The following is a 17,188-nucleotide window of genomic DNA, read 5'->3' as shown; positions in this document are numbered from 1 at the left end:
GCGACCTTGGATGTACTGGACTAAAGTGGGTGATACCATTGTCGGCTTTCGGCAGCACCAGCATCGGCCGTTTGCACTTCAAAAACACCGTCGTTCGCAAATGAACGCAGAAGCTCGACCAGTTTCGGTAACGCCTCCGCAAGTTGCAGCAACGGATAAGTTACAAAGTTGTCCCGCTCCGTCGGCGCGAACCTCAGATGACGCAGCACGGCGCCGGTATCAACACCTGGATCGACCAGATGAATGGTGACGCCGAAATTCGCGTCATCCTTTGACCAGCGCGCCCAATACCCGCCATGGACGCCGCGATATCGCGGAATAATTCCTGCATGTATATTTACGAACGGACTGGCGACCGATTTGAGGATCGTCGACTTGATGATCCTCGTACCGTGCACAAGCACCAGCTCCGGCTGGCGAGCCTGCAAAAGTTCCGCGACGATCGGCGCGTTAATGGTCGCCACGCGATGGCCGGCATCGGCAAGCGGCGTATCGCGAAGGCCGTAAAGACGCATGATCTCCGTGGCGCGCCCCCGGGAGAGCCGGCGCAGAAGCGGAGGGATGCAGAGCTGGAACAGCACTTGCCCCGCCACGGATCGCCATCCCAGCTTGCGGTAGCGATGCAACAGCGTTTCCTCGCGGGGAACGGGGGCTTCCAGAACGATCTCCACATCGCTGACGCCGTGATCGAGCAGATAGTTGCGCAAGATCGCCGTTGATTGAGACTCCGCGGCGAGAAGGGTCAAACGCACGGCGCAACTCCCATCGAGCACGAGGCCATGCCGTACCCGTCCCGCAATTCGACAAAATGACTGATGAGGGTCGAAAGACCCTGCATGTTCCCCTGAACGTCGCCGCCGAAATTATGCGGGTGCCACCACAGATGGTAGCCCGCCCCGGCCCTGACCGTAGCCGTCATGCCGCGCTTGATAGTGGCGATGTGCAGCGGGTGCAGCCGCGCCAGCCGGCCCGCGCAGGGACGCAGGAAGCGGCTCGCCGGCACGTTTGCCGGGCTGCCGCCGGCCGGGGCGAAGCTGTGGGCGCCGAGAACGCCGCTATAGGCATCGACGAGCCGCAGCGCGCGGCGCGAATAGGTCTGCTCCTCGCCCTTGGCGGCCTGATAGGCCCAGCCCGGCGGATTTCCGCGATAGGTCGAAATGCCCAGCCTTGCGCATATATCGAGATGCGCCGCCGCAAACTGGTTGCGTGGGAAGACGATCGAGCCGAGCGTGATGCCGCGGCGCGAAGCCAGGCGGAGCGCCCCCTTCAGATCCGCCTCAAAGGCCTCAGCTGTCGCACCGTCCTCGAGGCAATAGAAATGCGACAGCGTATACGTGCCGATCTCCTGGCCCGGCGTCTGCGCGATCTGATCGATCAGCGAAGGCGCGAAATAATACGGGTCGGTCCTCTCGTCGCGGCCGATCTCGTCGAAATAGCCATAATTGGAAAAGCGCGCATTGGTGTAGGCGGGCATCACCTCGGGCACGCAGTCGAGCAGCTCCTCCTTATTCTCGCAAAAGAGAAACCCGACAATGGCCCAGGTCGCCCGAATATCGTTAGCGGCGAACAGGTCGAGCATCCGAGGAATGGCCGTACGGGCCCCGAGAATATTCGCGCCATAGCTCCTGCGGTCGGCGTGATCACGCACGCCCCAGAGAAGTTCGAAATCGAGCGAAATGACAAACCGGCCGCTCATTAAAGGCCACCTTTCACGGGAGCTCCTGCCCGTTGTAACGATTCGCAAAGGCAGGGGCCATCCGCAGGTTCCTTCACCGCCGCACCGCCCCGAGCCCGCCCGGCGCAGGCTCCTCGCCGATCTCGTCGCGCAATGCGTCGATTTCTGCCTTTAACGCCTCATACTCGTCGATCTTCCTCCTGAGAACCCGCCGCGCGATCGCCGCCTTCGCGGCAATCCCCTTCGGCGTCAGGATATAGGCATAGCGTCGCTTGTCCTTGGCGGCAGTGAAATTGCCGAGCTTCACCAGGCCTTTTTCGATCAGCGCGCTCAGCACGTAATGGACGCCGCCGACGCTGATCCCAACCGCTTCGGCGAGCTCCCGCTGCGACATTTCCGCGTTTTCCTGAAGCAGGTGAAGCACGCGGAGCCTCGCATCGTCCTGCAGCCTATCGCGTCGCCCCGCCATCCCCAACCTTTCAAACTATCGCACGAAGGGAGCCTTACCGTGCCTCGGCGGAGCGCCGGAGTGGAGCGAGATCGAATCCGGTATATCGTTCATTTCTGAACGGTATCACAGGAACCCGCCGGCAGAAAGGCGTAGCCCCCCGATCAATTGTGGCTGCGGCTCCCGCACCCATCGCCTGAATTCGTCCGGCACTCAACGTTGGATGTGAATCTGGCAGCCGCGGCCCCGCGTCAGGCGGGTCGGCCGCCATTCCTCGACGCCAGCGACCCCGCCCGCTGGGTGCCGCTCTTCAGCACCGGCCGCCGGGGCGCCGAAGGGGAGTACCGGACGGGCGACGGCATAGCTTCGGGACGCTCCGCGGCCGCGTCGGCCACCCTCCCGCCGTCGGGTCCAGGCGTCATAAAGGCACAGCACAGCGCGAAATACGCCATCATCGCCGCCGTGCGCAGCGGATAATCGACGAAGGAATGGAGCAGAAGCGTGAGCACGGCGACCGACGCGCAGTGCTGCAGAAGCCTCTTCTGCGGACTGCTGCCGGAGGTCGGGACGAGCCAGATACGGTAGAGCCGTTCGCCGAACCACACGAGGAAAAGCGCGATCAGAACAAGGCCCGGCATGCCCGTCTCGAGGAAGAATTCCAGCCAGTCGTCATGGGCGCGGTTCACATATTGCGGTGTCAGCCCGTCCGTGGGCTCATAGACTGGGAAGACGGCGGTGAAGGTCGCGAGCCCCGTACCGAAGGGCAGCGCGTCGATCGCTGCGCGCCAGGTCACCTCGTTGAACATGGCGCGCAGCTGATCCGCCAAGCCTTGCTCGAAACGGACTAGAAAGCGCTCGGCGCCGAGTTGGCCCACCAGCAGCACCAACCCGGCGAGCACGACGATGAGAGGTCCCCGCACCCGCCCCGACCGTACCTCGCGGCCTCTCAGGCAGACCGAAATGGTCGGCGCCATGCCGACGATAGCGGCGAGAGCGACCAACAGCAGAAGGATGCCCGCGCGCGACCGCGCCAGCGCAAGGCCGGCCATGACGAAAACCGCCATGGCACAGGCGCCGGCAAGCCAGAGGGCCTGGCTGGACATCGGCGCCCTGCGGAGAAAGATCTTCCCTCCCCGCCCGACGAACCAGGCCACGCCCATGAGAAAGGTCACATAGAGCTGCGCGGCGAAATGGTTGCGGTTGGCGAAGAAGCCGACCGATTCCGAGCGATTGCTAATCTCGAAGAAACGCAGCGCGCTGGCCGGCCCCTGCATCACCTGCAGAACGCCGAGGAACAGGGCCAGGAGGCCGAACACCAGCCCCCAGCCGCAAAAACGCAGGCGGCGCTCCTCGTCGAGCAGGGCGATCAGAAGAAACAGCGCCAGCGGCGGCAGCACGGCGGGGAGCGCGGCGAGGCTGGCCGCCGGATCGACGGAGGAACTGCCCGTCCAGGCGACGCCCGCCACCCCCTGCCCGCCTGCGGCGACAAGGCGGGCGGATACACCGCCCCAGCCCGGCGCGCCGAACAGCGGCAAGAGCTGCGCCAGCGCGATGAGCAGGCCGACCACCGCGATCGCGGCGCCGCAGGCAAGATTGAAGCTGAACCGCGCCGGGCGCGGGGGGATCGTCAGACGATCAAGCCAGAGCCACGCCGCCAGAACGAGAAAAGGCAGAGAAAAGAACTGCAGCAGAACGTCGGCGAGATAGCCCGCGCGTGTGGCCCCGCCGAGCACGATATTCGCGAACAGCAGAAGGACCGACGCACCATACGTCGCCCCCCCGTCGCCATGTGGCTTCAGAAACAGGGCCAATTGCCTCTTTCACATGCTGCGTTCGTCGCCGCGATCATGGACTGACGGGGAAGATGATCCCATTCTTGCTGCCTTCGTTGGAGAGGGCAATGGCCGCCGCGATACCGCCGCCGACCGCGACAGTGCCAATCACCAGGCCGGTCGAATCATCGAGCGCCAGCCCGCAGCCGGGCACGCGCAGCGTTTCCGTGGTGGAGGACGGGACGGTCACGGTGCGCTCATTGCCGAAATCGATCACGGCGCTGCCGGGGCCCTGCACCGCCACCTTGTCGCCGCTCTTGAGCGAAGCGCCGACGACGCCCGGGGCAAAGCCCTGGCCCTTGTCGACCAGCACCGTACCCACCGCCTCGGCAAGCGTGCCCGTGGTCTGGCAGGCATCCGCCGCCGCCGAACCGATCATGCCGAGCGAGACGAGCCCCGCCACCGACACATACGCCACACAACGCTTCATTTTGCCCCGCCTTACGAAACGTAATCTCTGGCCCGCGAACCTTGCTGAATGTTACAGGGTTCGCTCCCTGAAATCAAAACCGCAGGGAAGACGTGGTTTCGAAATTGTCTCTTATCCCGCTTCTGCGCGCGAGGAATGCTGAGATTCCCTTACAAACGCAGGATCTTCGCCCCAGCTTCGCCGCTACCGCCCCATGTGTGCAAGAGCGCCGCCAACACAGGTTCGCGTGTCTGCAAAAGCGCGCCGAGCGCCCGCGCTCCTTGCTGAGCCCCCTCCCCCGCCCTATCTGCACACCTGTGACACGGCGGCGCCGGCCGTTCGCCTGGCGTGCGGGGTGCGGCCGATTGACCGCCCGCAAGGACGCTCCCGCTGGCTGCATGCACAGATGGGCCCCATGATCGACCTGCACAATCATATCCTGCCCGGCATCGACGACGGCGCGGCCGATTACGCCGTCTCGCTCGAAATGGCGCGGCTGCATGTCGCGCAAGGGGTGGAGATCGTCGCCTGCACCCCGCACATCCTGCCGGGCGTCTATCATAATGAGGGTCCCCAGATTCGCCGGGCGGTGGACGATCTTCAGCGCGTGCTGGACGAGGCGGGGGTGCCGCTCATCCTCATTCCCGGTGCCGACAACCATATCGTGCCCGATTTCGCCGGCGAGTTGCGGCGCGGACGGCTGCTGACGCTGGGGGATACGCGCTACGTGCTGGTCGAGCCGCCGCACAATGTCGCCCCGGCGCGGCTGGACGAATTGGTCTTTACCATTCTTTTGGCAAATTATGTGCCTATCGTGACCCATCCCGAGCGGATGAAGTGGATCGAGGAGAAATACGATCTCATCGAGCGCATGGCGGCGCGGGGGGTGTGGATGCAGATTACCTCGGGATCTCTGACCGGCCGTTTCGGGCGCCGACCGACATACTGGGCGGAGAAGATGGTCAGCGAGGGCAAGGCGCATATCCTCGCCAGCGACGCGCATGATACGATGAAGCGCCCGCCGGACCTGGCCGAGGGCCGTCGGGCGGCGGAACGCCTTGTCGGCATGGCGGAGGCCGCGCGCATGACCGTGCAATGCCCGCGCGACATCATTTTGGACAGGGCGCCGGCAGAATGCGCGGCGACAGGGGTGGCAGGGTTCAATGAAGCTGGGCGGAAGAATAGCGACGATCCCCGCGCGCATCGCGGCGGTCGCGGTGGCGGCGATCTTCTTGGCCGGCTGCGTCGCTTCTTCGGGCGATAGCCCCTCGCCCTCCACCTCGGCGGGGAGCTATGTGAATTCGGGTGAGCAGGCGCCGTCCTCCGCCGCCCGCACCGCGACGGTGACTTCGCCAGCGACGGCGCGGCCTGCGGTCGCCGCAAGCACGGTGCCGGTGGCGGCGCAGCCCGAAGCTCCCGCCAGCGAGGTCGCGGCGGTGACGGCAGTCGGCACGCCGGGATCATCGGGCTATCGCGTCGGTCCGCTCGACATGCTCAACATCACCGTCTTCAAGGTCCCGGAACTGTCACAGACGGTGCAGATATCGGAGAGCGGCAAGTTCAGCTTTCCGCTGATCGGAGAAGTACAGGGTGCGGGTCTGACAGTGAGCGAGATCGAAAGGGATGTTGCCAGCAAGCTCGGCGGGAATTACGTCCGCAATCCGCAGGTCACGGTGCTCGTCAAGGAATATAACAGCCATCGCATCACGGTCGACGGCGCGGTGGCCAAGCCCGGCGTCTTCCCCATGCAGGGGCCGGTATCCCTCCTCCAGGCGATCGCGATGGCCGGCGGCGCACAGGAAGTTTCCGATGGCACCATCCTGGTTTTCCGCCGCGTCGACGGCAAGAGCAGCGTAGCCAAATTCAATTTGAGCGACCTGCGCTCCCAGAAGGTGAGCGATCCGGATCTCCGGGCGGGGGATATCGTGACGGTGCCCTCGTCCGACGTGAAGGTCGGCCTCCAGTACATTTTGCGGTCGCTTCCGCTATTCAACACATTCATGATGCTATAGCCAGCCGATCGGTTAGCGCCAGATGCCCCAGGGGGACAAAGACACGATGGTGAACGAAGGGGGAGACGGCGCCCGGGCCGGCGGAGACGGGAAAAGCCTGCTCGCCACCATCGAGACTCGCGCATTGACCTCGACGCGGGACGGCTATGGATATGGCGTGAGCGCCTATCCCACCTATAACTCGGCCGAAGCTTCAGGCGACGACATCGATCTCGTGGCGCTTGCCCGGCAGATGATGGCGATCGCCTGGAAATGGCGGCACCTCATCCTGGGCACATCGGCCGTCTCCCTGGTCCTAGGGCTGGTCTATTGTTTCCTGGCGACACCGCTTTACACCTCGACGGTGCGCATCCAGATCGACCGCCAAGCCAGCAAAATTGTCGATGATGGCTCCACCGCACCCGACGAATCCGGCGGCAGCGACTTCCAGAAGACCCATCTGGAGCTCCTCAAGACGCGCGCCATGGCCGAGCGTACCGTGGCCGCGCTTGGGCTCGACCGGGACGACGGCTTCACGGCCTCCTCGCCCGGCTTGATCCGCGGCATCTTCAATCTTGTCTCGGGCCCGTCGGAAGACTTAGATCCGGTCGCGCAGGCGGAGAGGAATCTCGCCGTCGCCACCGGCCGGGTTCAGGGGAGCGTCGATGTCAATGCCGTGACCACCTCCCGCCTAGTGGACATCCATTACACCGACACGTCGCCCACGCGCGCGGCCGCCATCGCCAACGCCTATGCGGACGCCTATGTCACCGCCAATCTCGACAAGCGTTTCGCGGCCAATTCCTACGCGAAGGTCTTCTTGGAAGACCAGATCAAACAGCTAAAACTGCGGCTGGAGGAGTCCGAGCAGGCATTGATCGCCTTTTCCGAACGCGAGGACATGATCCAGACCAATGACAAGGTCTCGATCGCCGAAAACAATCTGGCGGCAGCTAATGCCGCCCTTGGCCAGCTGATCTCCAACCGCATCCGCGACGAGGAGACATGGAAGCAGGTGGAGGCGAGTTCGGCAATCAATCTGCCCCAGCTCCTGTCCAACGGCGTCATCGACGGGCTTCGCGCCCAGCGCAATTCGCTGAGGCGGGACTATGAGGAGAAGCTGGAAACCTTCAAGCCGGGCTACCCGGCGATGGTGGAAATCTCCAACAAGATTGCCGAGATCGACCGCCAGCTCGCCACTGAAGTCTCGACGATACGAAACGCTTTGAAGGCGACCTACGAGTCTTCCGCCAGCCAGGAAGCCCAGATGCGCGAGCGCATTGAGGAATTGCGAGGCGAGGTTCTGGAACTGCAGAAGAAGAGCGTGCGCTACGGAATCCTCCAGCGCGAGGTCGATTCGAACCGGAACCTCTATAACAGCCTGCTTCAGCGTTATAAGGAAGTGGACGTCGCCAGCGGCGTGGGTACCAACAACGTGTTCATCGTCGATCGTGCGATGCCCGGCTGGCGCTCGCACCCAAAGACGACGATGGTCCTGGCCGGATCGCTGCTTTTCGGCCTGCTCGCAGGTTTCGGCGCGGGTCTCCTGATCGAGCTCTTTGATGACCGCATCCACTCGCCCGAGGACGCGGAAAAGGCCACCGGCCTGCCGATCCTCGGCATCGTTCCGCGCGCCGAGTTCCCCAATGGCATCGTCGCCGAGCTCAGCGACCCACGCTCGGCCGTCGCCGAGGCCTATCGCTCGCTGGCGACCTCGCTGCAATTCGCCACCGAAACCGGGCTGCCGCGCACGCTGGTGGTCACCAGCGCCGGCGCAGCCGAGGGCAAGTCGAGCACCGCCATCGCGCTGGCGCGGCACTACGCCATCACGGGCAAGCGCGTGCTGCTGATCGACGCCGATCTGCGCCGCCCCTCGGTGCACAGCAAGCTCGGCTATGACAATTCGGTGGGGCTGAGCAATTGCCTCACCGGCATGTCGACTTTGCACGACGTGGTGCAGGCGACCGATCTCGACACGCTCGATTTCCTCGCCTCCGGCCCGCTGCCGCCCAATGCGGCGGAAATTCTTGGCGGCACCCATGTGTTCTCGCTGATCTCGGTCGGGCTTGAGATTTACGACCTGCTGATCTTCGACAGCCCGCCCATGCTCAGCATCGCCGACGCCCAGCTGCTCGGCGCCGCCGCGCAGGCGACCATCTTCGTCACCGGCTCCGGCGACGGGCGCCGTGCCATTGCCCGCAACGCGCTGCGCCGGCTGCAGATCGCCCGCGCCGCTACCATCGGCGTCGTGCTGACCAAGTTCGACACCCGCAGCGCCCATTACGGCTATGGCTATGGTTATGGCTACGGCTACGGCTATGGCTACGAATATGGGCAGGGCACCGACACCGGCAGCCCCAGCCCCGGCACGCGCGGGCTCGACAGCGTGAAGGCGCTGCTGCCGAAATTCGGCCGCCGCGACGCCAAGACCGACCATTCCGAAGCGGCCTGACCCATGGCGGAGCCCGACGCGCTCGACGCCGCGCTCGCCTTGTTCAAGGACCCGGTGAGGGCCCGCGGCCTGCCAGGCCGGCCGCTGCCGCCGGATGTCGGCCGGCTGCTCGCCATCGCCGTCGGCGAGGAAGAGGCGCTCGCCGCCGCCAGCCGCCGCAGCGGCTTCAGCCGGCAGCCCCTGCAGGAGGCCGCTGGCTTCTTCATCGAGCAGGCGCTGCTCTGCCGCGACGCCGACAGCTACCGCGTGCTCGGCGGCGGGCCGCAGTCCACCCATGAGGAGCTGCGGCACAATATGGCGCTGCTGATGCGCTGGCTGCATCCCGACCTGCAGGCGCAGCGCAGCGGGCCCCTCGACCGCGAAGTGTTCGCCGCCCGCGTCTCCCGCGCCTGGGAGGACCTGAAGACGCCGGAACGGCGCGAGGCCTATGAGCTGCGCCGCCCGCCCACACCGAGCGCCGGCACGCGTGCCGGAGCGAGCCGCGCCTCGGCGTCGACCGGCGCCCGTCCCAATGGCGCCGTGCCGGGAAGCGGCAAGCCGGGCAGCGCAAGGCCCAATGCGAGCAAAGCGCCTTCCGGCAAGACACGGTCGTCGAAGGCCGGGATGCGCGCGCCGAATGGCAGCGGGGCGGGCACGAACGGCTCCCGTTCCGGCGGCACCGGCGCGGGCAGCGGCCTTTCGCGCCGGCCGCTGCCGCTCAGCGTTCACCGCCTTGAGGAACCCTCGCTGTGGGTACGGCTCTGGGGCCTTCTCTGGGGTCGCCGATGAGCACGCCGAAACACCGGCGCCGGCCCTCGCCGCGCCCGCGATCTTCTTGGCTACGCGTCTCATGGCTGCAGTTCTCATGGCCTCGCTTCACCGGGCTGCGGAATGCGCGCCTCGCCATGGCGGTGCATCCCGTGCGCAGCGCGGCACTCGCCGCCGGGCTCGTGGCTCTCGCCGTGCTCATCGCCACCACCTCGCTGCCCATGGCGCTGGCCGAGCGCCACCCGCAGCTGGCGCTGTGGCTCTATCCCGACCATCCGCAGGCCCTGCTGACCTTGGCGCGGCAGGAACGCGCGCGGCTCGCCGCAGCCACGACGCGGGCGCAGGAAGAAGCGGCGGCTCAGGAAGCGGCCGCCCAGCAAGCCGCGGCGCAGGCGGAGCAGGACGGCAAGACCGCCCAGGAGAACCCCGACCGCGATGGCGAAGCCGCCCCCGTGGATGAGGCTCCCCCGGCCGAAAGCGCGCCGGCCGAGGACGCGCTGGCGCAGGCGGAGCGCGAGCACGCCGCCTCGCTCGCCGCACCGGCACGCACTGACGCCGAGGACGCACCGGACGAGGAAGCTGTCCCGGCCCTACCGCCCGCGGCCGCGGAACTGCCCGCCATCCGCGCCGGCCTGCGCGATCTCGCCGCCCGCATTGCCGCCGCCGCGCCGCTGGAGCCCTCGGCCCGTCGGCTGCTCGGCGACACCACCGACGATCTCGACGCCAGCCGCCAGGCGATGCTGGACGCAGTCGCCCGCTCGCGCCGCGAGACCGTGGCCGCCTTCTGGCTGATGCACCAGGATTACGAGCGCAAGGATTATCAAGGCGTGGTGGCTCTGGCCGCGGTGCTCATCCAGACCCGGCCGGCGCTCAATGAATACACGCTGAGCTATCTCAATTCGCTGGCGCTGGAGCCGGAAGGGCGCGCGGCGCTGGTGGCGGCGCTGGTGCATAACCCCGGCTGGCGCCCGCTGTTCCTCCGCAGCATGGGTGCGAAGCTCGCCGCCTCGGACGCGCCGCTGGCACTGATCCAGGCGCTGAAGGAGGCCGGCAGCCCGCCGAGCGAGGCCGAGCTGATCCCGCTGCTGCGGGCGCGGATGGCGGCGGAGAAGCGGGCCGAGGGCGCCTATAATATCTGGCTGCAAATGCTGCCGGCACAGGAGGTGCTGCAGGTCCGGCCGGTGAACAATCTCGATTTCGCCCGCGATCCCAGCGGCCTGCCCTTCAACTGGAACCTGCCGCGGCCGATGAACGCCTTCATCGATCTGCAGGCGCGCAACGACACGGTGGACGGGCGCGTGCTGCGCATCCGCTTCGGCGTGGGACGCATCCGGCTGGGAGCAATCGAGCAGGTAACCTTCCTGCGACCCGGCCGCTACCAGTTCTCCGGCGAGCAGAAAGGGCTGATGTCCTCCAAGCGCGGCATGGTCTGGCAGGTGCTGTGCTATCCCGGAGGCCCGGTGGCGGGCCAGTCGAGCCAGCTTATGGGCGCGCCGCGCGTGTGGCGGCCGTTCTCCTTCGACATCACCATTCCCAATAATGGCCGCTGCGATGCCCAGCGGCTGCGGCTTTTCCACGATTCGCGCTCGACCTCGGAGCAGTTCGCCTCCGGCGAAATCCAGTTCCAGTCGCTGCAGATCACGCCGGTGGAACCGGCGACATCCGGCGGCTGAGCCACGGCCGCTGGCCCCTTGCCTAAGATCAAAGCCCGGGGCAGCGCAGCGTCTAAGGTATGCTCGTAGGGCCGGCGCCGTTCTGGCGACGCCGGGCATTATCCGTGCGGGACAGCCCCCATGAGCAAAACGAGCGACGAAACGCCCGCCCCTCTCTCCCGCAAGGTGTATGAGCGCGAACTCAAGCGCCTGCATGGCGAACTGGTCGCGCTGCAGGAATGGACCAAGGCGACCGGCGCCAAGATCTGCATCCTGTTCGAGGGCCGCGACGGCGCCGGCAAGGGCGGCGTCATCAAGGCCATCACCGAGCGGGTGAGCCCGCGCGTGTTCCGCGTCGTCGCCCTGCCGGCACCGAGCGAGCGCGAGAAATCGCAGATGTATGCCCAGCGCTACCTGCCGCATCTGCCGGCGGCGGGCGAGATCGTGATCTTCGACCGCTCCTGGTACAACCGCGCCGGCGTCGAGCGGGTGATGGGCTTCTGCACCGAGGCGGAGGCGGAGAAGTTCCTCGACACCATTTCCGCCGTCGAGCGCGTCGTCGTCGAATCTGGCGTGATCCTCTTGAAATACTGGCTGGAAGTGAGCCCGGAGGAACAAACCCGCCGGATCGAGCAGCGCATCCACGACCCGCGCAAGATCTGGAAGCTCTCGCCGATGGACCTCGAATCCTATGGCCGCTGGTACGACTATTCCCGCGCCCGCGACGCCATGTTCACCGCTTCCGACAGCGCCTGGGCGCCCTGGTATGTGGCGCGCTCCGACGACAAGAAGCGCACGCGGCTCAACGTCATCAGCCATTTGCTGTCCAAGCTGCCCTATGAGGCACCCAAGCGCGACAAGATCACCCTGCCGAAGCGGCAGAAGCCCAAGGGCTATGTCGAGCCGGAGGATACGCGCCACCACGTCCCGGCGATTTTCTGAACGCCCATCCGCCGCCGGCACCAAAAATCAGAGGAGCGAAACGATGACCGACCCCACCGGGACGCACGACAAGCTCGGCGACGAGAGCTTCATGTCCGCCGCCGATCTGCGCGGCTATATGGACAAGATCGCGCTGGCGAAGATGAACGAGGCGGTGGAGGCGATGGACCATGCCCGCCACGCCAAGGAGGAGCTTGCCAAGCGGCTCGCCGAGCCCATCGAGCTGACGCCCCAGAAGCTGCACGAACTGGCCGAGACGCTGCTGGTCAAGCTGCGCGCCGCCGCCGAGCGCGGCGAGACCGAAATCATGGTGATGCGCTTTCCCAATTCGCTATGCACCGACCATGGGCGGGCGATCAACAATGCCGAGCCCGGCTGGCCGGACACGCTGACCGGACGCCCGCGCCAGGCCTATGAAATCTGGCGCGACCATCTGAAAAGCGCCGGCTACGGGCTTTCCGCCCTCATCGTGGAATGGCCCAACGACATGCCCGGCGATGTCGGCATGTATCTGACCTGGGGTAAGCGATAGATCATTTCACTGTTTCACGGAAACAGTGAAATGATCTAATTCTTTGTTTTGTCGCGTTTTCTTCGCGCGAACCGGTATCCACTTCGCTCGAAAACGTTCCAGCGCCGGCCGGGCCGTCGGCGCAGGGGCCTACTCCGCGTCGGCGACGATCAGTTCCACCCCGGCCTCGGTGAGGGCGCGCCTCATCGCCTCGGAGGGTGGGAGATCGGTCACCAGCCGGTCGATGCGCGCCAGCGGCGCGACCTCGAACACCGCGCCGCGCTCGAACTTGCTGTGGTCGGCCAGCACGGTGACGCGGTCGGCGCGCTCGATCATCGCCTTCGCCACCTCGGCCTCCTGCAGGTCGAAATCCATCACCGCATGGGCGTCGATGGCGCCGATGGTGAGCACGGCGTGGCGGGTGCGGAACTTGCCGATCTGCTCCAGCGCCAGCGGGCCGAGGCTCTCCCCGGCATCGGCGCCATAGGCGCCGCCGAGCAGGAACACCTTGTGGGTATGGGGTGCCGCCAGCGTCGCGGCGATGCGCGGCGCATTAGTGATGGCGACCAGCGCCGGCCGCGTCGCCAGCGCCTCGGCGAAGGCGATGGTGGTGCTGCCGGTGTCGATGAACAGCGAATCCTCCGGCCCGAACAGGTCCCGAGCCGCCAGGGCGATGCGCTTCTTGCCGGCCGCGTTCTGCACCATGCGTTGGGCGAAGGGGCGCTCCTCGTCGGGTTCGGCGCCCGGCGCGGCGAGCGCGCGCGCCCCGCCATGGTAGCGGCGCAGATGGCCGGTGGATTCAAGGCGCGCGAGATCGCGCCGCACCGTCTCGCGCGAGACGCCGAGGCGGTCGGAAAGCGCCTCCACGGTCAATTCGCCCGCAGCGGCGACCAGCGCGACGATGTCCTGATGGCGCGAGGAAAGTGCCAAGCCTGTCTCCCAAAGAGCCGCGCCGCGCGCCGCCCCATGCCGCCCCTGCCCGTTCGGGCGATCTAGGCATGCGAGATCGGTTATGCCAGAGCGGAAAGGCGGTCAATACGGCCAATCTTGACCGAAGAACGGGCGACACTCCAGAGGATTCCGCGCATAACGTCGATTTGGTCAACAAATCTGGGCCGCAACCGACCGTTCGGACTTCCTGTTCACAAATTCAGCGACCGAACGGGCAATTAGGTCAAAAATCGGGCTTCCCTTTGCGCTCCGTTACGTTAGAGTGATCGCAAGCGCGAAAAAATCAAGCAAGCACAACATTAGTGCAATGCAGCGCGAGGGGACTGAATTGAACCGGGCAGCACCTGCCGGGCCCGCGCCCGGCCGACGGCGGCAGCGCCGCACCCCGCATCGCCCTGCGCTGGCGCCAGCCGGCGCGGCGCGGCTGCGGGTGCGCGTCCTGCCGCCCGGCAAGGGGCGCCCGGCCAGCCATGGAGACACCGCGTGCAGGTGGAAGGCGTGAAGCGGAGCGGGGGCGGCTGGCGGCTGATCGCCGCCTATGTCCGCGTGACGGACAAGCTCTCGGACTATGTCGGCTATCTCGCCGCGTCGCTGGTCTTCGCCATGGGCGGGGTGCTGATGTTCGATGCGGTGACCCGCAATCTCATCAAGATGCCGGTGCACTGGGCGGTGGAACTCACCCAGTTCATGCTCGCCGCCTATTATTTCATGGGTGGCCCGTTCACGCTCAAGAACAATGAGCATGTGCGGATGGACCTCTGGTATTCGACCCTGTCGGAGCGCGGCAAGGCGAAGATGGACCTCGCCACCGTCTGGTGCCTGATCTTCTATCTCGGCGTTCTGCTCGTCGGCTCCATTTCCAGCCTGCAATACGCCATTGCCACCAATGAGAAGCGCTTCTCGATCTGGAATCCCTCGGTGATTCCGATCAAGGCGCTGCTCACCGTCTGTCTCGTGCTGATGCTGATGCAGGCCTTCGCGCTGGTGTTCAAGCATATCGCCACCCTGCGCGGGGAGAAGCTCTGATGTCCTATGAGACGATCGCGCTCCTGATGTTCGCGTCGATGGTGCTGGCGCTGATCAGCGGCCAGCTGGTCTTCGCCGGCATCGGCTTCGTCGCCTCCGCCGCCGCGCTGCTGCTCTATGGCCCCGGCGCCATGGACCTGCCGTTCAACCAGGTGTTCAAGCTGTTCAACTGGTACGCGATGCTGACCCTGCCCATGTTCATCTATATGGGCTACGTCCTCGCGGAATCCGGCATCGCGGAGGATCTGTACCGAGCGCTGCATGTCTGGTTCGGCCGCTTCACCGGCGGCCTCGCCATCGGCACCATCTTCCTCATGGTCATCATCTCGGCGATGAACGGGCTTTCCGTCGCCGGCATGGCCATCGGCGCCACCATCGCTTTGCCGGAAATGATCCGCCGCGGCTATGACAAGGTGCTGATCTCGGGCGTCATCCAGGGCGGCTCCTCGCTCGGCATCCTCATCCCGCCCTCGGTGGTGCTGGTGCTCTACGGCATGATCGCCCGCCAGCCGGTCTCGAAGCTCTGGTTCGCCGGCGTCGGGCCGGGCCTTTTGATGGCCGCACTGTTCATTCTCTACATCTATGTCCGGGTGAAGCTGAACCCGAAGCTGGCGCCCAAGCTCACCGACGACGAGCTGAACATGCCGCTGCGCGAAAAGCTGGCGCTGGCGCGGGCGGGCATCATTCCCTTCGCCATCTTCTTCTTCATGACCGGCCTGTTCGTCTTCGGCGTCACCAGCCTGGTGGAAAGCTCGGCGGTCGGCGCCACGGCGGCGACGCTGGCGGCGCTGGCCAAGCGCCGGCTGAACTGGCCGGTGCTGCGCGACACCGCGCTGAAGACGCTGAACGTCTCCTGCATGTTCATGTGGCTGATCCTGGCCGCGCTCGCCTTCGGCACCGTGTTCGACGGGCTCGGCGCGGTGAAGGCGATCGAGTTCCTGTTCGTCAAGCAGTGGGATCTCAATCCCTGGACCATCATCATCATGATGCAGCTGAGCTTCATCGTCATGGGGATGTTCCTCGACGACACCGCGATGCTGGTCATCGTCGCGCCGCTGTACATCCCGCTGGTGAAGGCGCTCGATCTCGGCTTCGACAACCAGCTGATCTGGTACGGCATCCTCTACACGATTACCTGCCAGATCGCCTACATCACCCCACCCTTCGGCTATAATCTGTTCCTGATGCGCTCGCTGGCGCCGAAGGAAATCTCGCTGGTCGACATCTACAAGTCGATCTGGCCCTTCGCAGCGATCATGCTGTTCACCATCGTCATTCTGATGGTCTTCCCGCAGATCGCGCTCTGGCTTCCCGAACACATGAAGGTCAAAGGCTGATCAACAGCCTTGTCCACGGTTTCCCCCTTCCAGAGGAGAACAAGATGACTGACGAGACCAAGAAGCCCTTCCCGAAAAAGGTCGATCCCGCCGCCGACGCCATTCTCGCCACCCGCCGCAGCTTCCTCGGCAAGGCGGCGCTCGGCACCGGCGCGGCGCTCGCCGGCTCGACGCTCGCCGCCCCCGCCGTCATCGCCCAGGCCGGCACCATCAAGTGGCGCCTGCAGACCTATTCCGGCGCCCCGCTCGGCGCCCATGTCATCAAGCCGCAGATCGACGCCTTCAACGCCGCCGCCAATGGCGCGATGGAGATCGAGCTCTATTACGCCGACCAGCTGGTGCCGACCTCCGACCTGTTCCGCGCGCTGCAGACCGGCACGCTCGACGCGGTGCAGTCGGACGAGGCGACCATGGCCTCGCCGGTCGATATCGCCGTCTTCGGCGGCTACTTCCCCTTCGCCACCCGCTACAGCCTCGATGTGCCGGCGCTGTTCCGCTATTACGGCCTCAAGGAAATCTGGGCCGAGGCCTATGCCGAGGTGCCGAACGTCACCTGGCTGTCGACCGGCGCCTGGGACCCGCTGCACATCTTCACCGTCAACAAGCCGATCAAGAGCCTCGCCGACATGGCCGGCCTGCGCGTGTTCGGCGTGCCGACCGCCGGCAAGTTCCTGTCCAAATACGGCCTCGTGCCGGTGACCATCCCGTGGGACAACGTCGAAGTGGCGCTGCAGACCGGCGAACTCGACGGCGTGGCCTGGTGCGGCTTCACCGAGGCCTATGAGGTGGGCTGGGCGGATGTGTGCAACTACGCGCTGACCAATTCGGTCACCGGCGCCTGGTTCGGCAGCTACTTCGCCAACACGCCGAGCTGGGAGAAGGTGCCGCCGCATCTCAAGGAGCTGTTCCTGATGAGCATCGACCAGTCGCACTATTACCGCGATGTCTGGTACTGGGGCGGCGAGGCCAAGCTGCGCGTCGAGGGCCAGAAGATGGAGCTGACCTCGCTGCCGCCGGCCGAATGGGCGCAGGTCGTCGCCGATTCCAAGGGCTTCTGGGACGAAGTCGCCTCCTCCAGCCCGCGCGCGGGCAAGGTGGTCGCCGCCTTCAAGAAGTACGACGAGACCATGCAGAAGGCCGGCTACCCCTATCGCTGAGCCTCCCTCCCGCCCCTCGCCCCGCCGCCCGCGCGGCGGCGGGGCCCCGAGCGCCCGC

The 17,188-nt window shown here is 65.9% G+C and carries 16 protein-coding genes; 10 read left to right on the top strand and 6 right to left on the bottom strand.

Annotated features, from left to right (window positions below):
• Window positions 1-20: 20 nt before the first annotated feature.
• The 5 genes from K9D25_RS08875 to K9D25_RS08855 all read right to left on the bottom strand — a co-directional run bounded on the left by K9D25_RS08875 (window position 21) and on the right by K9D25_RS08855 (window position 4,385).
• A complete protein-coding gene (locus K9D25_RS08875; protein ID WP_244450492.1) occupies window positions 21-752 on the bottom strand; it encodes a formyl transferase in 732 nt (243 codons plus the stop codon).
• Entirely contained in the window at window positions 743-1,744 is a 1,002-nt protein-coding gene (locus K9D25_RS08870; protein ID WP_244450491.1) for a polysaccharide deacetylase family protein, read from the bottom strand. Before K9D25_RS08870 ends, K9D25_RS08875 begins: the two co-directional genes overlap by 10 nt.
• A gap of 25 nt (window positions 1,745-1,769) precedes the next feature.
• A complete protein-coding gene (locus tag K9D25_RS08865) occupies window positions 1,770-2,144 on the bottom strand; it encodes a MarR family EPS-associated transcriptional regulator (protein ID WP_279613801.1) in 375 nt (124 codons plus the stop codon).
• Window positions 2,145-2,374: 230 nt separating this feature from the next.
• A complete protein-coding gene (locus K9D25_RS08860; protein WP_244450489.1) occupies window positions 2,375-3,934 on the bottom strand; it encodes an O-antigen ligase family protein in 1,560 nt (519 codons plus the stop codon).
• Window positions 3,935-3,968: 34 nt separating this feature from the next.
• Window positions 3,969-4,385 (bottom strand): hypothetical protein, encoded by a 417-nt coding sequence (locus K9D25_RS08855; protein WP_244450488.1) that lies wholly within the window; start codon window positions 4,383-4,385, stop codon window positions 3,969-3,971.
• Window positions 4,386-4,779: 394 nt separating this feature from the next.
• Between K9D25_RS08855 and K9D25_RS08850 the strand changes: the two genes are divergently transcribed.
• From K9D25_RS08850 to K9D25_RS08820, 7 genes are all read left to right on the top strand, one after another.
• Window positions 4,780-5,628, top strand: a complete 849-nt coding sequence (locus K9D25_RS08850) for a tyrosine-protein phosphatase (protein ID WP_244450487.1) — start codon at window positions 4,780-4,782, stop codon at window positions 5,626-5,628.
• Entirely contained in the window at window positions 5,582-6,376 is a 795-nt protein-coding gene (locus K9D25_RS08845) for a polysaccharide biosynthesis/export family protein (RefSeq protein WP_244450486.1), read from the top strand. The genes K9D25_RS08850 and K9D25_RS08845 overlap by 47 nt, the downstream gene beginning before the upstream one ends.
• 46 nt (window positions 6,377-6,422) lie before the next feature.
• Window positions 6,423-8,807 (top strand): GumC family protein, encoded by a 2,385-nt coding sequence (locus tag K9D25_RS08840; RefSeq protein WP_244450485.1) that lies wholly within the window; start codon window positions 6,423-6,425, stop codon window positions 8,805-8,807.
• Between the two features lie 3 nt (window positions 8,808-8,810).
• Window positions 8,811-9,575: a hypothetical protein gene (locus K9D25_RS08835; RefSeq protein ID WP_244450484.1), complete on the top strand. Its 765-nt coding sequence runs from the start codon at window positions 8,811-8,813 to the stop codon at window positions 9,573-9,575.
• A 116-nt stretch (window positions 9,576-9,691) separates the two neighbouring features.
• Window positions 9,692-11,227, top strand: coding sequence for a hypothetical protein (locus K9D25_RS08830; RefSeq protein WP_244450483.1), 1,536 nt, complete (start codon window positions 9,692-9,694; stop codon window positions 11,225-11,227).
• A gap of 120 nt (window positions 11,228-11,347) precedes the next feature.
• The gene (gene ppk2, locus K9D25_RS08825) at window positions 11,348-12,148 is read left to right on the top strand and encodes a polyphosphate kinase 2 (protein ID WP_244450482.1); all 801 of its coding nucleotides are present in this window, start codon (window positions 11,348-11,350) and stop codon (window positions 12,146-12,148) included.
• A gap of 43 nt (window positions 12,149-12,191) precedes the next feature.
• The gene (locus tag K9D25_RS08820; RefSeq protein WP_244450481.1) at window positions 12,192-12,680 is read left to right on the top strand and encodes a hypothetical protein; all 489 of its coding nucleotides are present in this window, start codon (window positions 12,192-12,194) and stop codon (window positions 12,678-12,680) included.
• 129 nt (window positions 12,681-12,809) lie between these two features.
• On the opposite strand, the gene K9D25_RS08815 is transcribed toward K9D25_RS08820, so the two are convergent.
• Window positions 12,810-13,589 (bottom strand): DeoR/GlpR family DNA-binding transcription regulator, encoded by a 780-nt coding sequence (locus tag K9D25_RS08815; protein WP_244450480.1) that lies wholly within the window; start codon window positions 13,587-13,589, stop codon window positions 12,810-12,812.
• Window positions 13,590-14,093: 504 nt separating this feature from the next.
• Between K9D25_RS08815 and K9D25_RS08810 the strand changes: the two genes are divergently transcribed.
• Genes K9D25_RS08810 through K9D25_RS08800 form a run of 3 tightly spaced genes read left to right on the top strand, consistent with a single transcriptional unit; the run spans window position 14,094 to window position 17,130 of the window.
• Window positions 14,094-14,636, top strand: coding sequence for a TRAP transporter small permease subunit (locus K9D25_RS08810; RefSeq protein ID WP_244450479.1), 543 nt, complete (start codon window positions 14,094-14,096; stop codon window positions 14,634-14,636).
• Window positions 14,636-15,973: a TRAP transporter large permease gene (locus K9D25_RS08805; RefSeq protein WP_244450478.1), complete on the top strand. Its 1,338-nt coding sequence runs from the start codon at window positions 14,636-14,638 to the stop codon at window positions 15,971-15,973. The genes K9D25_RS08810 and K9D25_RS08805 overlap by 1 nt, the downstream gene beginning before the upstream one ends.
• A gap of 44 nt (window positions 15,974-16,017) precedes the next feature.
• Window positions 16,018-17,130, top strand: a complete 1,113-nt coding sequence (locus K9D25_RS08800; protein WP_244450477.1) for a C4-dicarboxylate ABC transporter — start codon at window positions 16,018-16,020, stop codon at window positions 17,128-17,130.
• Window positions 17,131-17,188 lie beyond the last annotated feature (58 nt).

The organism is Ancylobacter polymorphus (assembly GCF_022836935.1).
GTDB classification, from domain to species: Bacteria; Pseudomonadota; Alphaproteobacteria; order Rhizobiales; family Xanthobacteraceae; genus Ancylobacter; species Ancylobacter polymorphus_A.
Note: the sequence above shows the minus strand (reverse complement) of the source record. Positions and strands in the feature narration are given on the sequence as shown.